General features: G+C 55.2%; 14 protein-coding genes. 9 read left to right on the plus strand and 5 right to left on the minus strand.

The genetic code is table 11. The annotated features are described in order from the left end of the window. Window positions 1-121: 121 nt before the first annotated feature. Genes G7G_RS0110990 through G7G_RS22945 form a run of 3 tightly spaced genes read right to left on the minus strand, consistent with a single transcriptional unit; the run spans window position 122 to window position 3,196 of the window. On the minus strand, window positions 122-1,087 hold the full coding sequence (locus tag G7G_RS0110990) for a sensor histidine kinase (protein ID WP_010441417.1): 966 nt from the start codon (window positions 1,085-1,087) through the stop codon (window positions 122-124). After that, a complete protein-coding gene (locus G7G_RS0110995; protein ID WP_010441420.1) occupies window positions 1,075-1,752 on the minus strand; it encodes a response regulator transcription factor in 678 nt (225 codons plus the stop codon). Before G7G_RS0110995 ends, G7G_RS0110990 begins: the two co-directional genes overlap by 13 nt. Continuing rightward, window positions 1,730-3,196 carry a DUF4153 domain-containing protein gene (locus tag G7G_RS22945; RefSeq protein ID WP_010441421.1) on the minus strand — a complete coding sequence of 489 codons (1,467 nt, stop codon included), beginning with the start codon at window positions 3,194-3,196 and terminating at the stop codon, window positions 1,730-1,732. The genes G7G_RS0110995 and G7G_RS22945 overlap by 23 nt, the downstream gene beginning before the upstream one ends. 169 nt (window positions 3,197-3,365) lie before the next feature. On the opposite strand from G7G_RS22945, the gene G7G_RS0111005 reads away from it, so the two are divergent. The 7 genes from G7G_RS0111005 (at window position 3,366) to G7G_RS0111035 (ending at window position 13,786) form a co-directional block, all read left to right on the plus strand. Further along, on the plus strand, window positions 3,366-5,672 hold the full coding sequence (locus tag G7G_RS0111005; RefSeq protein WP_010441422.1) for a Tex family protein: 2,307 nt from the start codon (window positions 3,366-3,368) through the stop codon (window positions 5,670-5,672). A gap of 209 nt (window positions 5,673-5,881) precedes the next feature. Beyond that, window positions 5,882-7,462 carry an ABC transporter substrate-binding protein gene (locus G7G_RS0111010; protein WP_010441423.1) on the plus strand — a complete coding sequence of 527 codons (1,581 nt, stop codon included), beginning with the start codon at window positions 5,882-5,884 and terminating at the stop codon, window positions 7,460-7,462. 149 nt (window positions 7,463-7,611) lie between these two features. After that, entirely contained in the window at window positions 7,612-9,177 is a 1,566-nt protein-coding gene (locus G7G_RS0111015) for an ABC transporter substrate-binding protein (RefSeq protein ID WP_010441425.1), read from the plus strand. Between the two features lie 3 nt (window positions 9,178-9,180). Continuing rightward, complete coding sequence (locus G7G_RS0111020; RefSeq protein WP_010441427.1) at window positions 9,181-10,125, plus strand: glutathione S-transferase family protein; 945 nt, start codon at window positions 9,181-9,183, stop codon at window positions 10,123-10,125. Window positions 10,126-10,150: 25 nt separating this feature from the next. Further along, entirely contained in the window at window positions 10,151-11,128 is a 978-nt protein-coding gene (locus G7G_RS0111025) for an ABC transporter permease (protein WP_010441429.1), read from the plus strand. Next, a complete protein-coding gene (locus tag G7G_RS0111030; RefSeq protein ID WP_010441430.1) occupies window positions 11,125-12,075 on the plus strand; it encodes an ABC transporter permease in 951 nt (316 codons plus the stop codon). Before G7G_RS0111025 ends, G7G_RS0111030 begins: the two co-directional genes overlap by 4 nt. A gap of 4 nt (window positions 12,076-12,079) precedes the next feature. Next, window positions 12,080-13,786, plus strand: coding sequence for an ABC transporter ATP-binding protein (locus G7G_RS0111035; RefSeq protein WP_010441431.1), 1,707 nt, complete (start codon window positions 12,080-12,082; stop codon window positions 13,784-13,786). Window positions 13,787-13,820: 34 nt separating this feature from the next. On the opposite strand, the gene G7G_RS0111040 is transcribed toward G7G_RS0111035, so the two are convergent. After that, on the minus strand, window positions 13,821-14,558 hold the full coding sequence (locus G7G_RS0111040; RefSeq protein ID WP_010441432.1) for a creatininase family protein: 738 nt from the start codon (window positions 14,556-14,558) through the stop codon (window positions 13,821-13,823). 45 nt (window positions 14,559-14,603) lie between these two features. Further along, a complete protein-coding gene (locus tag G7G_RS0111045) occupies window positions 14,604-15,374 on the minus strand; it encodes a transporter substrate-binding domain-containing protein (RefSeq protein WP_010441433.1) in 771 nt (256 codons plus the stop codon). A 119-nt stretch (window positions 15,375-15,493) separates the two neighbouring features. On the opposite strand from G7G_RS0111045, the gene G7G_RS0111050 reads away from it, so the two are divergent. Together G7G_RS0111050 and G7G_RS0111055 are read left to right on the plus strand one after the other, a co-directional pair. After that, complete coding sequence (locus G7G_RS0111050) at window positions 15,494-16,234, plus strand: amino acid ABC transporter ATP-binding protein (RefSeq protein ID WP_010441434.1); 741 nt, start codon at window positions 15,494-15,496, stop codon at window positions 16,232-16,234. A gap of 10 nt (window positions 16,235-16,244) precedes the next feature. Then, on the plus strand, window positions 16,245-17,006 hold the full coding sequence (locus G7G_RS0111055) for an amino acid ABC transporter permease (RefSeq protein ID WP_029621928.1): 762 nt from the start codon (window positions 16,245-16,247) through the stop codon (window positions 17,004-17,006). Window positions 17,007-17,013 lie beyond the last annotated feature (7 nt).

A 17,013-nucleotide genomic window follows, 5' to 3' on the forward strand; every position in this document is an offset into this window, starting at 1 on the left:
CGGCCCCACGGGTGACTCTGATTTGACAGGGCCTCCAATAAATGAGGATTGGCTTAGGATCAATCGAATACAGAGGCGCAAATTGACACGGGCCTTAATACCTTTTGCTGATGCCTATTTTTCACTCATCCGGGAAACGGATTTCAAACTGCGTACCTCTATCGGAAGGGATCAGCGCAATATGCCCGCCATGCGCGTTCATCAGATTAGCGACGATAGTCAATCCCATACCGGTCCCTCCCCGTTCGCGGGCTGTGGTGAAGAACGGATTGAAGATATGATCCCGGTTCCAATCGGATATGCCAGGTCCATCATCCTGAATTATCAACCGTTCGGCTTCCGCCGTCAGGGCCACCCGCCCTGCCCCGTGTCGGCGGGCATTGTCTAACAGTTGGTTCAACACAATCCACAGGCCAGAAGAGGCAAGAGGAAGGGTCCGCTCGCACCCTTCAACGCTGATATCCAGTTCGGGAAATGACGTACGCATTTTGTGGGCAAGTCCAGCGATCGTGGATGTTCCATGGTGTTCAGGCACCCTTGCCTGGGCAACACGATTCAAGGCGGCAAGCTGCATTTGCATTTGATCGCTTGCGCCCAGTATCTGGTGTAACAATGTGCGATCCTGATCTGTAAGTGCATCGGCCTCCGTCAATAACTCTCCTGCAGCGCGGATTGCTGTAACCGGGGTTTTCAGCTCATGTATGACGTGATCTGCGAACACACGGATCGAAGCTTCGCGCCGTTGTAAAGTATCTGCCATACTCAGCACTGAACCGGCGAGGCGAGACAGCTCCTGCGTTCCAAAGTGATCGGGTGGCTCGGCGGGCTGACCCTGTTCCACCGCGCTTGAATAAGAAGCGAGCGCCGAAATCGGTCGGAGTAATAGCCGGACCATAAGATACCCAAGCACTCCGGTCGCGCAGCCGATCAGGACCGCCAGAAGACCTGCAGCACTGCGAAACCCGATTTCAGGTCCAAGGTAGCGCAAAGCGATCAGACCGAGCAGAGACAAAACGAGCGTACCCGTGAGACCTCCGCCAAGAACAAATCCCAATGAAGGACGCCACTTGCGCCTTAACCCGGCCATGTGCCCATCCGTAACCCGATTCCGTGCACGGTCTCGATGGCCCCGATCCAGCCTTGATCCCCAAGCTTGCGGCGAAGATTCCTTAGATGACTGTCCAGTGTGCGGTCGGCTACGGCGCTACCTGCGCCATAGATAGCATCGATCAATTGAGGGCGCGAGACTATAGCCTCGGGTGTTTGCATCAATCGGCGCAGGATTGACAACTCGGTTGCGGTCAACGCGAGCATAGATCCATCAATCCAAACCGAATGGCCGGGAACATCCAACTCTACAGGGCCATGCCGAAGAATCGTGGTCGAGCCTTCTGCGGTACTGCGTTTGAGGATGGCTTTGATCCGCGCAACCAGTTCGCGCGGGCTGAAAGGTTTGGTGACGTAGTCGTCGGCCCCCAGTTCAAGACCCAAAATTCGGTCTATCTCATCATCGCGTGCGGTCAGGAACAGGATCGGTACGTCAGAACGCGCCCGCAGGCGACGACAGACCTCAAGTCCGTCAAGCTCGGGCAAGCCGACGTCCAGCACGATCAGATCTGGCGATTCCCGTATCGCATGGGTCAGCGCCATCTGACCGTCGCGCGCTGTGACCGTCTGATAGCCTGCCCGCTCGAGCGTGATCGAAACCAACTCGCGCAAGTGCGGATCATCATCCACGACGAGGATTTTCATCAACCTTCTCCGGCAATGGTTCCGCGTTCAGATTACGGATCACTCGATCTGCGCGAAAGCCCCAATTCCTCCAATTGTCGATGACCGGAGGGGTTGCGCAATCCCGCAGTCGGCTGTCTTTCATCAATTCGGCCGCAGCCATCTGATTGAGCTGGCATGCGTAGTAGAAATCAAACCGAACCGGATGCTCAATATTCCAGCGGGCAATCAATGCGGCGAAATTTACAAAACAGCACGCATAGAGCACGATAATCCCCAAAGCTGTTGATCGGACCAATAGCCACCGGTTCGATTTGCCTTTCAGAATTTGCCATCCGGTCAGGCTCAATCCCACCACAACAAGCACCATCCACATCGCAGCGTGAACCCGTAGGTAGGTCAACCCGTAGGATTCCACATATAGCGACAAGCGCATCATGGAAGAGATCACCAGCAGCACGTTCTGCGCAAGCCATAACATCATCCATCTTGTCAGCCCTGACCGCTCGTTCAAAAAAGGCCGTGCAACCAGCGCAAACGCACCTGCAAGTAAGGCCGTTGCCAGCAACGGATATGCGCCGCGATGCGCATATTCCGCATAGCTCATCCCTTTGGGAAGTTCCGCGCTACCCCACAGATACACGACATCCATACCGGTTTGGATCGCCAGAAGCATGTTGAATGTGATCAGTGCGTTGGCAACAGACTGTGCGTTCACGCCAAACGCTGGAAAGCCACGCCTCTGCTTGGGTCCTAACCGCGGGGATAGCAATTCTGGTTGTCGGACAATCGCGAGGACCGGCCAAATGAGTATTGCGACTCCGAACCAAAACAACAGCCGATCGAAGCGCAGATCAAAATGCCATATCCGATCACTCCATTCCGATAAGACTGGATTGGCTGATATTATCAGAGAGGTCAGAACCAATGCCCCACCAACAGGGAAGCTCCACTCACGCAAAATGCGATGCGCTATCCTTTGGTCCTTAGATACAGAATGACTGTGTTGAGCCGCTTCAATTCCTTGTCTGATCGATAGCAAGGGATATTGGGACAGAAACCGGCGCACCGATGTCCCCTGACATTGCCCTGACACGGCCCAACATAACGCAACGGTCGATCCGCCGAAAAAGAAGGCCAAGGACAAGGCCTGAACATATTCCACGACCGGCAATATGCTGAGGACCAAAAGCACCGCCGGTCCCGTCATACCAGCACGGCGGTCCAGCAATACCCAAACAACTCCGGCAACCGCGAGCGCATAGGCCGCTAAAGAAATGCCGGGCACATGTTCGAAAAACAATACATCTGCTAGTGCAACCAGAATGACCAATCCGACGGTGGCATCGCGATTACTTGGTCCCGTTGTGCCATCTTCTTTGCTCGGATTCTTGTCAGGGGCGTCAAGCCACCAACTATCCTGTAAAACCGACGCAGGAACACCGCGTACGATGAACTGTCCCATATTACTGCTCCTTGTTTATGCTGGCCCTATTTGGCCCGTTTGGGTGCAGATCACCGCGCAGCGGTCGTGCAGATTTTGTGCAGAGACGTTTTTTCCCAGATCAAGGTCTCTTTCCCTTGCACCTTTAGCTGGCTAAGACGGTTTTCCAACCGTAAGTCAGGAGGCCCCTTTGGACCGTATCGCCCGCACTATCGCCACCGAAATCAACGCACGTCCGGAACAAGTTGGGGCCGCCGTTCGATTGTTGGACGAAGGTGCGACCGTGCCTTTTGTCGCCCGCTATCGGAAGGAAGTGACGGGTGGCTTGGACGATACACAACTGCGCACACTGTCCGACCGCCTAACCTATCTGCGCGAGCTTGAGGCCCGACGCGAGACGATTCTGGCCTCGATCAAAGATCAGGGGAAACTGACGGATAAATTGGTGAAATCGATTGTCCGGGCCGAGACCAAGGCGCAACTGGAAGACATTTATCTGCCCTACAAGCCCAAGCGTCGGACCAAGGCGATGATTGCCCGTGAGAATGGCTTGGAACCGCTGGCCGATGCCATTCTGACTGACCGTTTAGCGGAGCCAGAGAGCTTGGCCGAGAAGTATCTGAATGAGGTCATTCCCACGGCCAGAGACGCCCTGAATGGCGCACGAGACATCATCACGGAACGACTGACCGAGAACGCTGTACTGTTGGGAGAACTGCGCAACTTCATGCAATGCGAAGCGCTTCTGAGTGCGAAAGTTGTCGAGGGAAAAGAACAGGAGGGTGCCAAGTTCAGTGATTACTTCGATCACACGGAGCTTTGGTCCAAGACCCCATCGCATCGGGCGCTCGCAATGTTGCGTGCCTCAAAGGAAGGTATCGTAACGCTCGATATTGCACCGGAACCCGAGGCGGGGACTGCACGGGCCGAGGCCATGGTGGCGGCACATCTGAACACACGAAGCGATGCACCCGGTGACAAGTGGCTGCGTAAAGTCGCGGGCTGGACATGGCGGGTCAAGCTGTCGCTGTCGATGATGGTCGAGTTGATGGCTGACCTGCGCAGCCGCGCGCAGGACGAGGCAATCCAGGTGTTTTCGCGCAACCTCAAAGAACTGTTGTTTGCAGCTCCGGCAGGTGCACGCCCGACGCTGGGGTTGGATCCCGGCATACGCACTGGGGTCAAGGCAGCCGTAGTGGATGCAACCGGCAAGGCGGTTGCAACGGATACACTCTATCCTTTTCAGCCCAAGAACGACCTGCGAGGTGCGCAGGCTGCGATCCTGAACCTCATCGCCACCCATAAGATCGAGCTTATTGCCATTGGCAACGGCACAGCCAGCCGTGAGACCGAACGTTTGGTGGTAGACACGCTGTCGCTGCTGCCCAACACGGTTAAAGCGCCCACCAAGGTCGTTGTGTCCGAAGCCGGAGCTTCAGTCTACTCCGCCTCCGAAATTGCTGCGCGTGAATTTCCTGATCTTGACGTTTCGCTGCGTGGGGCGGTTTCGATCGCACGCCGCCTGCAAGACCCGCTGGCCGAACTGGTCAAGATTGAGCCAAAAAGCATTGGCGTTGGTCAGTACCAGCATGATGTCGATCAGCACCGTTTGTCGCAATCGCTGGAATCGGTGATCGAAGATGTAGTGAACGCTGTAGGTGTAAACCTAAACACTGCATCGGCACCGCTTCTCTCACATGTCTCAGGTCTTGGCCCGGGTTTGGCTGATGCGATCGTAAGCCATCGGGATATCCACGGTGCCTTCGCGTCTCGTCAGGATTTGTTGAAGGTGGCCCGCCTTGGCCCGCGTGCCTTCGAGCAATGTGCAGGATTCTTGCGTATCCGGGATGGATCAGAACCTTTGGATGCGTCTTCGGTTCACCCCGAAGCCTATGATGTCGCCCGTCGGGTGGTAGCGGCCTGCGGGCGCGATATTCGCCATATCATGGGGCACGACGGTGCCTTGAAAGGCCTGCGCGCCGAACAGTTTGTGAACGACAATTTCGGTTTACCCACGGTGCGAGACATATTCACCGAACTTGAAAAGCCAGGCCGAGACCCCCGGCCAAGTTTCAAATCCGCATCCTTTACCGATGGTGTTGAAGAGATCACAGACCTGAAACCTGGCATGGTTTTAGAAGGTACCGTTACCAATGTGGCCGCCTTCGGCGCATTTGTTGACATCGGTGTGCATCAGGACGGGTTGGTTCATGTCAGCCAACTGGCCGATCGGTTCGTAAAAGATCCGCATGAAGTGGTTAAGACAGGGCAGGTTGTCAAAGTCAGGGTGGTTGACGTCGACGTACCTCGTAAACGCATTGGGTTGACCATGCGCAAGGATGGTGGAGCTTCTGCCCGTGAGGACAATGCGCTTCGTGGCAAGGGCAAACCCGCGCGACCAGTCAAGCCGGGGGAACAGCGGCGCGGACATGGGGGCCAGAGCACCCAGAACGGTGCTTTTGGTGACGCCCTCAGAGACGCCTTCAACAAACGCTAGGTTGCGGCCCCTGCACAAGGCAACTAGGCGGCGTGTTCCTCACGGCATACCAGTCACCTGATCCCCGGCAGAGCCGAGGACAAAACGGGGGGCTAACATTCGGGTGTTGCAACTCGGGCGATGATCTGGATGATGCTGATCCATGATGGCCGACAAATTCGGCCAACCGCATGAAAATGCGGTCACAACAAAAAATGGGGAGACGACTTATGTCATTCAAAACTCTGATGCTTGCCGCCAGCGCAACAGCGATGATCGCGGCGGGTGCTTCGGCGGAAACGCTGCGTTGGGCGCGTGCCGGTGATGCACTGACGTTGGACCCGCACGCGCAGAACGAGGGTCCAACTTCGGCCATGGCGCACCAGATCATGGAAACTCTGGTGATGCGTGATCATTCCGGTGCACTAGTACCCTCTCTGGCAACTGAATGGGCGCCGTCCGAAGACAACCCAAACGTCTGGGTATTTAAACTGCGCGAAGGCGTCACGTTTCACGATGGGGCCGAGTTTGACAGCGATGACGTTGTATTCTCGCTGAACCGCGCCATGACGCCGGATTCCGATTACAAGGAACTGCTTGCCTCGGTGAAAGAGGTGCGTGCACCCGACAAGTTCACGGTTGAAATCGAAACTGATGGCCCAAACCCGATCATGCCCAACAACCTGACCAACATGTTCATGATGGACAAGGATTGGGCTGAGGCAAACAATGCCGTCAAGGTGCAGGACTATGAAGGCGGTGAGGACACCTTTGCAGCTAAGAACGCCAATGGCACCGGACCTTACAAGCTGGTCAGCCGCGAACCGGACGTGAAAACCGTACTGACTGCCAACGAGAACTACTGGGGCAAGGATGAATTCCCGCTTCAAGTGACCGAGATCGTCTACACCCCAATCCAGAACGCCGCGACACGCGTCGCCGCCTTGTTGTCGGGTGAAGTGGATTTCATTCAGGACGTGCCGGTGCAGGATCTTGAGCGTGTCGCCGGAACTGATGGGCTGGATGTACGGACAGCACCACAGAACCGGGTGATCTTCTTTGGTATGAACATGGGTGACGCCGATCTGACCTCGGACAATGTGGATGGTAAAAATCCGCTGGCTGATGTCCGAGTTCGTCAGGCGATGTCGAAAGCGATCAATCGTGATGCGATTAAACAGGTCGTGATGCGTGGCCAGTCTGCTCCTGCAGGCATGATCTCACCTCCGTTTGTGAATGGTTGGGACGCAGATATGGACGCGTCTTCGTCAACTGATATCGAAGGGGCCAAGGCGTTGATGGCCGAAGCGGGCTATCCTGATGGATTCTCGCTGACCCTGAACTGCCCGAATGATCGCTACATCAATGATGAGGCAATCTGTCAGGCGGCGGTTGGCATGCTGGCCCAGATCGGGGTCACCGTGAACCTGGACGCCAAACCGAAGGCCCAGCACTTCCCGCTGATCAACAATCTGGAGACAGACTTCTACATGCTGGGTTGGGGTGTTCCGACATATGACTCGGAATACATCTTCAACTTCTTGGTGCATTCGAAGGGTGAGAAGTATGGCTCTTGGAATGGCACGCGGTACTCCAACCCTGATTTGGATGCCAAGATCGTAGCCCTGGCCTCGGAAACCGATCTACCCGCGCGCGATCAGCAGATCGGAGACATCTGGCAAGTTGTTCAGGACGAGCAGCTGTATATCCCGATCCACCACCAGGTATTGAACTGGGGTATGAAATCGGGTGTTGGCACCATCGTTGAACCGGAAGATTCACCGAAGATCAAATACTTCGAGATGAACTAGATCATCCATTTGGATGTTGATCAGGGCGCGTTTTCGCGCCCTGTTCTTGTTTGCGCCGCAGGTAACGGGACCGTGATCTCAAACCGAGAGTGTCTTTACGTGGTGGCCAAAAAGCTGGATTGTTTCAGCGATAACAGGGAGTTTTCGCTATGATCTTCAGAAAAAGTGCCATCGGCCTGGCCATGTTGCTTGGCAGCACCGCACAGGCCGCCGATTTCAAATGGGCCTCGACCACCGATCCGCAGACGATGGACCCCCATGCGGTTAACTCAGCCCCTGTACTTGGGTTCCTGAACAACGTCTACGAAGGTCTGGTCCGCCGCGGCAAGGACATGAGCGTCGAGCCCGCACTGGCCGTCAGCTGGGAGCCGATTGGAGATGGTGAAGGTTGGCGGTTTAAGCTGCGTGAAGGCGTAACATTCCACGATGGCAGCAGCTTTGACGCACAGGATGTCCTGTTCAGCTATCAACGCGCATCAGGCGAAGCGGCAGATACCCGCAGTTGGTTCGCCCCCGTCAGCGATGTCGTTGTGGTCGATGACTACACCGTCGATATCATGACGACTGCACCGAACCCTCTGTTCCCGTCTTCGATAGCCAACTGGATGATCATGGATCAGGGCTGGACCGAAGCCAACTACGCTGTGGTGCCTGATAAAGAGACCGGCAACTACGCAACCATCAATGCCAATGGCACAGGGGCATTTAAAGTCACCGAGCGTGAGCCAGGCCTCAAAACTGTGCTGGAACCATTTGAGGGCTGGTGGGGAGATGTCGAACACAACATTACCCGTGCTGAATTTAATCCGATCCAGAACCCGGCGACTGCCGTTGCAGCTTTGCTTTCGGGTGACGTGGACATGATCAACCCTGTACCAATTCAGGACGTCGCTCGGCTGCAGCAGAACGCAGAGGTTGATGTCATTCAGGGCATCGAAGCACGTGTGATCATGCTGGGCTTCGACCACGAAGCCGAAGCCCTGAAATACACCGACGATGCAGGCAAGCCAAATCCGTTCCGTGATGCACGTGTGCGTCAGGCAGTTGCACAAGCCGTCAATGTGGATGCCATTCTGGCCACGATCATGCGAGGCAATGCTGAACCCGCCTCACAACTCGTCAGCCCGGCGATGAGTGGATTTTCCGACGCCAATGCGAAACGTCCAGCGTTTGATGTAGAAGCTGCGAAGGCCCTGCTTGCGGAAGCAGGCTATGCAGATGGATTCTCGTTTGGCCTGAAATGTCCGAACGACCGCTATCTGAATGATGAGGCCGTCTGTCAGGCAGTTGTCGGCATGCTTGCGCAAATCGGCATAACGGCCGAGTTGGATGCAATGCCTGTGCGGAACTACTGGCCGGAGCTGCGTGAGGACAATTATGACATGTATCTTCTGGGCTGGAGCCCAGGTACGTTTGACGCTGAACATCCGGTCCGCTTCCTCGTCGCCACTCCAAACGAAGAGAAAAAACTGGGCAGCTGGAACTTCGGCGGATTCTCGAATGCGCGGGTCGATGAGCTGTTACCGATGATCCAATCCGAGCTGGATCAGACCAAGCGGCAAGCCATGCTGGATGAGGTGACGCAGATTTATCAGGACGAGCAGGTCTACGTACCGATGTATGTTCAACCGCTGGTCTGGGGCACGCGCAGCAATGTCGAGCTGACACAGCGCCCGGACAACTTCTTCCTTCTGCGCTGGGTGACGGTGAACTGAGCAATGGGCCTGATGATTGCCGGTGTCTATCATGCAGAAGACCCGGCGCCCGATAGCACGCTTGACGGCGCGTTTCGCCGTCAAGCCTCGACCATCCGTAACGCTTTACCCGATACGGCACTGGAACCAGAGCGGTTTCACCTTTACGCGGCGTGGAATTGCCCTTGGGCGCATCGCGTTTTGTTGGTCCTTGCCCTCAAAGGTCTGCAGGATCTCGTCACGGTTGCCTATGCCGAACCGCGTCGCACAGCAGATGGTTGGGTTTATGCGGAAGGCGCCGACGCGGTTTATGGCGCGAGCGCTTTGCATCACGCCTATGCCCGCGTGACCCCCGCTTATACCGGGCGGATCACGGTACCGCTGCTTTGGGATCGGGTTCACGACAAGGCAGTCTCAAACGAATCCGCTGATCTGGTGCGGATGCTGGGCACCCTGCCGAGCCATGGCCCAAATCTGGCACCCCCAGAAAAGCTTGATCAAATCGAAGCGTGGAATGAAAAAATCTATGCACGCCTCAACAACGGGGTCTACCGCGCAGGTTTTGCACGCACGCAGGAGGCTTATGAGGCGGGATTCCGAGATGTCTTCGCCACGATGGATGAGATCGACGCGCATTTGGTCACAAACCGCTATCTCTGCGGCGACACCCTGACCGAGGCCGATCTGCGCCTATTCCCGACACTGGCTCGTTTTGATGTTGCGTACCATTACGCCTTCAAATGCAATCTGCGCCGTCTGATCGACTATCCCAATCTCTGGGGCTATGCGCGAGAGCTCTATGCGCTGCCAGGTGTCGCCGAGACGGTGAAATTTGATATCTACAAAAAGGGCTATTTTTCACCTTCCGAGCTGCGCAACCCGCTGGGCATCGTGCCGTTGGGCCCGAAAATCGACTGGACCACTCCGCATGGCCGAGATAGCTTGACCACCCGGTCGGTTAAAGCATAGACAGACCCACCAATGGGGAAAATCAATGTTCGCATTTATCGTCCGAAGGATGTTCCAGTCCATCATCGTACTTCTGGTCGTGGGGCTGGTAGCATTCTCGATGTTCCGCTTTGTTGGCGACCCGATTGACAACATGCTGGGACAGGAGCGTACGCAGGCTGACATCGACCGCCTGCGCACCGAACTTGGGCTGGATCAGCCTTTTGTGGTGCAATACGCCAAGTTCCTGCAAGGTGCTGTTCAGGGTAATTTCGGAGTATCCTACCGGCAGGGCCGACCTGTCTCGACTATCCTGCTTGAGCGTGCTCCGGCTACGCTGGAACTGGCATTTGTGTCCGGGTTTCTGGCAATTACAATGGGCATCGCGCTAGGTGTCTTTACCGCGATCCGACGACAAGGGATTGCTGCGAATGTGATCATGACGGTTTCCCTGATCGGGGTATCGTTACCAACATTCCTCATAGGTATCTTGCTAATCTATATTTTCTCGGTCGAGCTTGACCTGCTGCCCAGCTTCGGGAGGGGCGAGACCGTTATGATTGGGCATTGGTCAACCGGGTTTCTGACGGCCTCGGGCCTCAAGGCGCTGATTTTGCCCGCGATTACGTTGGGCCTGTATCAGATGACGCTGATCATGCGGCTGGTGCGATCCGAAATGCTTGAGGTGCTGCGCGCCGACTATGTCCGTTTCGCACGCGCCCGTGGGCTATCAGATCGCGTCATCAACTTCCGCCACGCGCTGAAGAATACACTGGTGCCGGTGATTACCATCACGGGTTTGCAGCTGGGTTCGATCATCGCATTCGCCATCATCACTGAGACAGTGTTTCAGTGGCCCGGCGTGGGCCTGCTGTTCATCAACGCAATCCAGTTTGTCGATATTCCCGTGATGGCGGCATATCTAATGCTGATTTCGGTGATGTTCGTGACGATCAACCTGATAGTCGATCTTCTATATTATGCCATTGACCCGCGCCTGCGTGTCGACGCGAGGGCCACATGAGCGATACGATGGAAACTCCGAAAGCCGCACCAAAAACGCGCATGGCCAAGTTTTGGGACAGTGATTTCGCATGGTCCTTCCGGCATTCCCCGGTTGCTGTGATCGCCTCACTGGTTGTGGTCATTCTGGTGTTGGCTGCGATTTTCGCGCCCTTGATCGCGCCCTATAACCCGTTCAACCCCGCAACGCTGAACCTGATGAACGGTTTCACACCGCCGGGCACACCGAATGCCTTCACGCAAGAAACCTTTCTGTTGGGAACCGACGATCAGGGGCGCGATGTGTTTTCTACCATCCTTTATGGTTTGCGTATTTCGCTGTTCGTCGGGGCATCGGCGGTGCTTCTTGCACTGATTATCGGAGTGATCCTGGGACTGGTCGCGGCCTATTTTGGTGGCTGGATCGAAACGCTGATCATGCGGATCGCCGATGTGCAGTTGACTTTTCCTGCCATTCTCGTGGCAATGCTGATCTTCGGCATCGCCAAAGGGATAACCCCGCCGGAATACCGTGATGAGATGGCAATCTATGTTCTGATCATTGCGATTGCGCTGTCGGACTGGGTGCAGTTCGCACGGGTCGTGCGTGGTGCTGCGTTGGTTGAGAAAAACAAGGAATATGTGCAAGCCGCGCGCCTGATTGGCCGGGGATCGTTCCCGATCATGTTCCGCCACATCCTGCCAAATGTCCTGAGCCCCGTTCTGGTCATCGCCACCATCTCGCTGGCGCTGGCCATTATCGCCGAGGCGACGCTGAGCTTCTTGGGTGTTGGTGCGCCCCCGACCCAGCCCTCGCTGGGCACGCTGATCCGCATTGGTCAGGGCTTCTTGTTCTCAGGCGAATGGTGGATTCTGTTCTTCCCAGCCTGCACACTGCTGGCCCTTGCCTTGTCGGTCAACCTGCTGGGCGACTGGCTGCGCGACGCGTTGAATCCCAAACTGCGGTGATTTCATGAGCCTTCTGACTATCCAAGACCTCACCGTTGAGTTTCCGACCCGCCGCCAGCTTTTCACAGCGGTGGATCACGCCAGCCTGTCCGTTGAACCCGGCGAAATTCACGGGCTGGTGGGTGAATCCGGTGCCGGTAAATCTACAATCGGCGCCGCGGTCATGGGCCTGCTGGAACGTCCGGGACGTATCGCCAGTGGCCAGATCAAGCTGGGGGGCGAGCAGATCAGTGGCATTGATGCCGAGGCGATGCGAGGGCTGCGCGGCAAAAAGATCTCGATGATCTTTCAGGATCCGCTGACCTCATTGAACCCTCTGTTCACAGTGCGCGAGCAACTGGTTGAAACGATCCAGACCCATCTGGGCGGTACTGAAGCCGAGGCAAACAAACGCGCCCGAGACCTAATTGACCGCGTGGGCATTCCGGACCCGGACACGCGGCTTGATCAATACCCGCATCAGTTTTCCGGCGGGATGCGCCAGCGTGTGGTCATCGCGTTGGCCTTGTGCACCGAACCTGACGTAATTATCGCTGATGAACCCACAACGGCATTGGATGTTTCCGTTCAGGCGCAGATCCTGGACCTGATCAAGGAATTGGCGCAGGAGCGTCAGGTCGGTGTAATCCTGATCACCCATGATATGGGCGTGATCGCCGACTCCACAGATCGGGTGACCGTGATGTATGCGGGAAAAGTGGTCGAAAGCGGTACCACGGCTCAGGTGATGGGCCAGCCACAGCACAAATACACCAAGTCCTTGATCGCTGCTGTACCGCGCCCGACACTGAAATTGCATCGCTTCCCTCAGATCAGCTATGGCGGTCGCGAAACACGTTTTGCCGTCGACGATATGGCGCGCCATTGGCCAAAGGTGGACAACGACACTAGCAAACCGCTTTTTGAAATCCGCAACCTGACCAAAAAGTTCCTGCAGAAACGTGGCCTGCTGCCTTGGGATCGGACATATTTTACAGCCGTTGATAATGTTAGCTTCGATATTCACGCGGGCGAGGTCTTCGGGGTCGTGGGTGAATCGGGCTCGGGTAAATCGACGGTCGCGCGGATGATCGCCGGGCTCTACCCGGTTGACGGAGGCACGATCGATTTTCAGGGCCAGCGGGTAAGTGATCTAAGCAATCGTTCGGTGCAAGACGAGTACCGAAAGAACATCCAGATGATTTTTCAGGACCCCTACTCTTCCCTCAATCCTCGGATGCGCGTGGATGAAATTGTTGCCGAGCCAATTCGCCATCATCGCCTGATGGATGGCGCGCACATCAAGCGCCGGGTGGATGAATTGTTGGATCAGGTGGGTCTGGGTTCCGGAGCCGGTCAAAAATACCCGCACGAGTTTTCGGGTGGTCAGCGGCAGCGTATTTCGATCGCCCGCGCTTTGGCGACACAACCCCGGTTCCTGATCTGCGATGAGCCGACTAGCGCGCTTGACGTATCGATTCAGGCTCAGATTCTGAACATCCTGAAGGATTTGCAAGAGCATCTGGGCCTGACCATGCTGTTTATCAGCCACGACTTGCCCGTCGTCCGCCAGATGTGCGACCGGGTTGCGGTCATGAAGCAGGGCCAAATCGTCGAGGTCCAAGAGACCAGCGAGTTGTTTGCCAATCCGAAAACCGAATACGCAAGCGAATTACTGCGGCTTATGCCAAAGCTTGATGACCTGTCGACCGATGGGCTTGAGGCAGGTTAGAAAACACTTACCCTTTCACTTCAGCATCTTTTGACTATCGATCTTGCTCAAATGAACGGAATTCGTTCGCAATTGCGATCGCAGCCATGGTCAGCAGGCGTTTACCATCCTTCGGGTTGGCGAGGGCAGAGTGTGAGCCGACTCGCCCATCAGGGAATTCTGCACGATGTTCATCGGGTGGACCATGTCGGTCGCCTGCGTGATCCCGCACATATTCTGCAGTGAGTTTCCTTGGTGGTTCGGCAGCCAGGTTTGCTGGCAATACGCCGAGTAGAGATTGCGTTATTGCGATTTCGGATGGAGTTGCATGCATCCCTTCCCATTCGCCGTATAGCTGTCTGCGTAGCGTGTTTACAGTGTCGGGCTCCCACCAGCTGCGGATAATCAACTGGTTGTCAAGAAGAGTAGATTTGATGGTGCGAAGGGGTTCCAGATTGGCACCATGCCCATTCACTACGAACACGCCACGGAACCCTTGTGCCAGCAATCCCGCAATGACTTCATTTGCCAGCATCTGAAATACTTCGGCCGAAACCGAAACCGTACCGGGAAAGCCTGTATTGAACGGCGCGGGGGTGTACGCCAGCGGGGGCGCAACGATCCCCCCGCATCGACTGGCAGCCGCAAGCGCGACTGCCTCAGCGCAAATTGTGTCCGTACCTATGCGACCCATCGGACCATGCTGTTCGGTCGAACCCACCGGAAGCAACACCGCAGCACCTTGATTTATACGAGCGTCGACCTCGTACCAGGTCATGTGATCAAGCTTCATGACTTCCTGTCCAAGTCTTGATCATTGCTGCGGTGTTAGCCGTGATCAGAGACCCCACCGCTTCTGGTTTTCATCGAAGAAGCCCTGAGCTTTTTTCACTTCGATCCAGCTGTTTACATAATTGATCCAGACCTGATCATCTTGTGGCAACAGCATCGCGATCGGGGACGGCGACCGGGGGCCGGCATTTTTCACGCGAACAACCGGAAACTTGGCCTCTAGCGTCGAGCCTTCGATATTCGACGTGATGAACACATCCGCCCGACCGGCAAGCACTTCCTGAAAACCGCGAGCCGGGGCTTCGACCACCTTGATATCCGCATCGGGGAACCATTCGCGCACACGTTTTTCAAAGGTTGTACCCAGGGTTGTTGCGACTTTTACACCGGGTTTGTTGATCGAGTCATACCCGTCAAATTTATCGGCCTTGTCTTTGGTCGTGTACGGGAACAGTTCAACAGAGATGTAGCTGTCAGAGAAACCGGCAACCTTCAAGCGCGGCGGAGAAATCGAAGCCGAGCCGGTGATATGATATTTCCCGGCGACCACCCCATTGACCAGGGTTTTCCAGTCTGTCGGAACATATTCAACTTCGACGCCAAGATCTGCAGCCAGTGCGTTCATGATATCTATATCATAACCCTTGTAGCTGTTAGTCGCAGGATCGCGCAGCGACATTGGATTCCAATCTCCAGTTGTACCGACTTTCATCACACCAGAATCCAGGATTTCATTCAGTGCAGACTGGGCCTGAGCGGCGCTACCAATCGCTAGGCCAATCGCAGCGGCAATGGCTACTTTGAAAAGATGTTTCATGTATTTCTCCTGTTGGTGGCAGTCGGCTAGTTTAGCTGGATTGTTTCTTGATCTAAGCGCAAAGACCACGCTAACCTCAAGAAAATAATTGACTGAGAATAACAAAGGCAGGCCAGCTAATGCCAGACGCCGCGATCGAGTTAGTCGACGTAAACAAATGGTATGGCACATTTCATGTGCTCAAGGATATCAATCTTACGATAAATAGCGGTGAAAAAGTTGTAATCTGTGGGCCTTCCGGTTCTGGAAAATCGACGGTTGTAAGATGCATCAACCAGCTTGAAAAACACCAAAAAGGTACGATCCGCATAGACGGGACAGAGCTGTCAGATAACGCCCAATCCGTCGCCACAATTCGATCAGAAGTCGGGATGGTGTTCCAGCAGTTTAATCTTTTTCCGCATTTGACCGTGCTCGAAAACCTGACTTTGGGTCCGATCAAAGCAAGAGGGTTGAGCAAAAAAGAGGCCGAAGAAAAAGCCCGCCATTACCTTGAACGGGTCCATATCCCAGACCAGGCCGACAAACGTCCCATTCAGCTTTCAGGTGGACAACAGCAACGTGTGGCCATCGCTCGTTCGCTTTGCATGGAGCCGAGGGTTTTGTTGTTTGACGAACCCACCTCGGCCCTGGATCCCGAAATGATTTCGGAAGTCCTCGACGTGATGGTTGAACTGGCGCAGGAAGGAATGACCATGGTGGTTGTCACCCACGAGATGGGTTTTGCACGCAAAGTTGCAGACAACATGGTGTTTATGGATGCGGGTGAGATCGTCGAACAAGGAAAACCGGAACATTTCTTCACTAATCCGCGGTCTGAGCGGTGTCAGAAATTCTTAAGCCAGATTCTGCAACATTGAGTTGGATGTCATGAAGAAACCGCTCCTGTTCCTCCCCCTGTTTGTACTTTTAGCTGGGTGTTCGTCGTCTCAGACATGGGGCTGGTATGTGATTGATCCCACCACCGCATCAGGCTGGACCAATGTCAAGTTTCTGGTGTCTGGGATGGGTGCGACGATCCAGATATCGCTGATCGCGGCGATCATGTCGATTGTGATTGGTCTGCTGGTGGCGCTGCCAGGTCTGTCTGAAAAACGTGGTTGGCGACTGGTGAACCGGATCTACGTGGAATTTGTCCGCTCGATCCCTCTGCTTCCGATGTTGTTTTGGGTATTTTATGGTTTGCCAATCGTATTTCAGTCGATGGGGATGAATATACCGATCGATCCATTCTGGGGGGCGATCATCACATTGGCAATCTCGGACAGTGCCTTTACCGCTGAAATTTACCGCGCTGGGATTCAATCAATTGCCAAAGGCCAAAGCGAAGCTGCGCAGACAATCGGGCTGAACTACTTTCAGACTATGCGCTATGTGATCCTGCCGCAGGCAATCCGACGCATTCTGCCGCCATTGGCCAATCAGTTCATTTACATCGTGAAAATGAGCGCTTTTGCCAGCGTCATTGGTATGCAGGAACTGACACGCCGCGCGAACGAGCTGGTGGTGACCGAATATCGTCCGCTCGAAATCTATACTTTGCTGATCTTTGAATATCTGGTGCTGGTTTTGATAATCAGTGCTGGCGTCCGTTGGTTAGAGCGTCGTATGGGCGCGGATGAACGCGGATAAGGAGAAA

The organism is Ruegeria conchae, assembly GCF_000192475.1.
GTDB lineage: Bacteria > Pseudomonadota > Alphaproteobacteria > Rhodobacterales > Rhodobacteraceae > Ruegeria > Ruegeria conchae.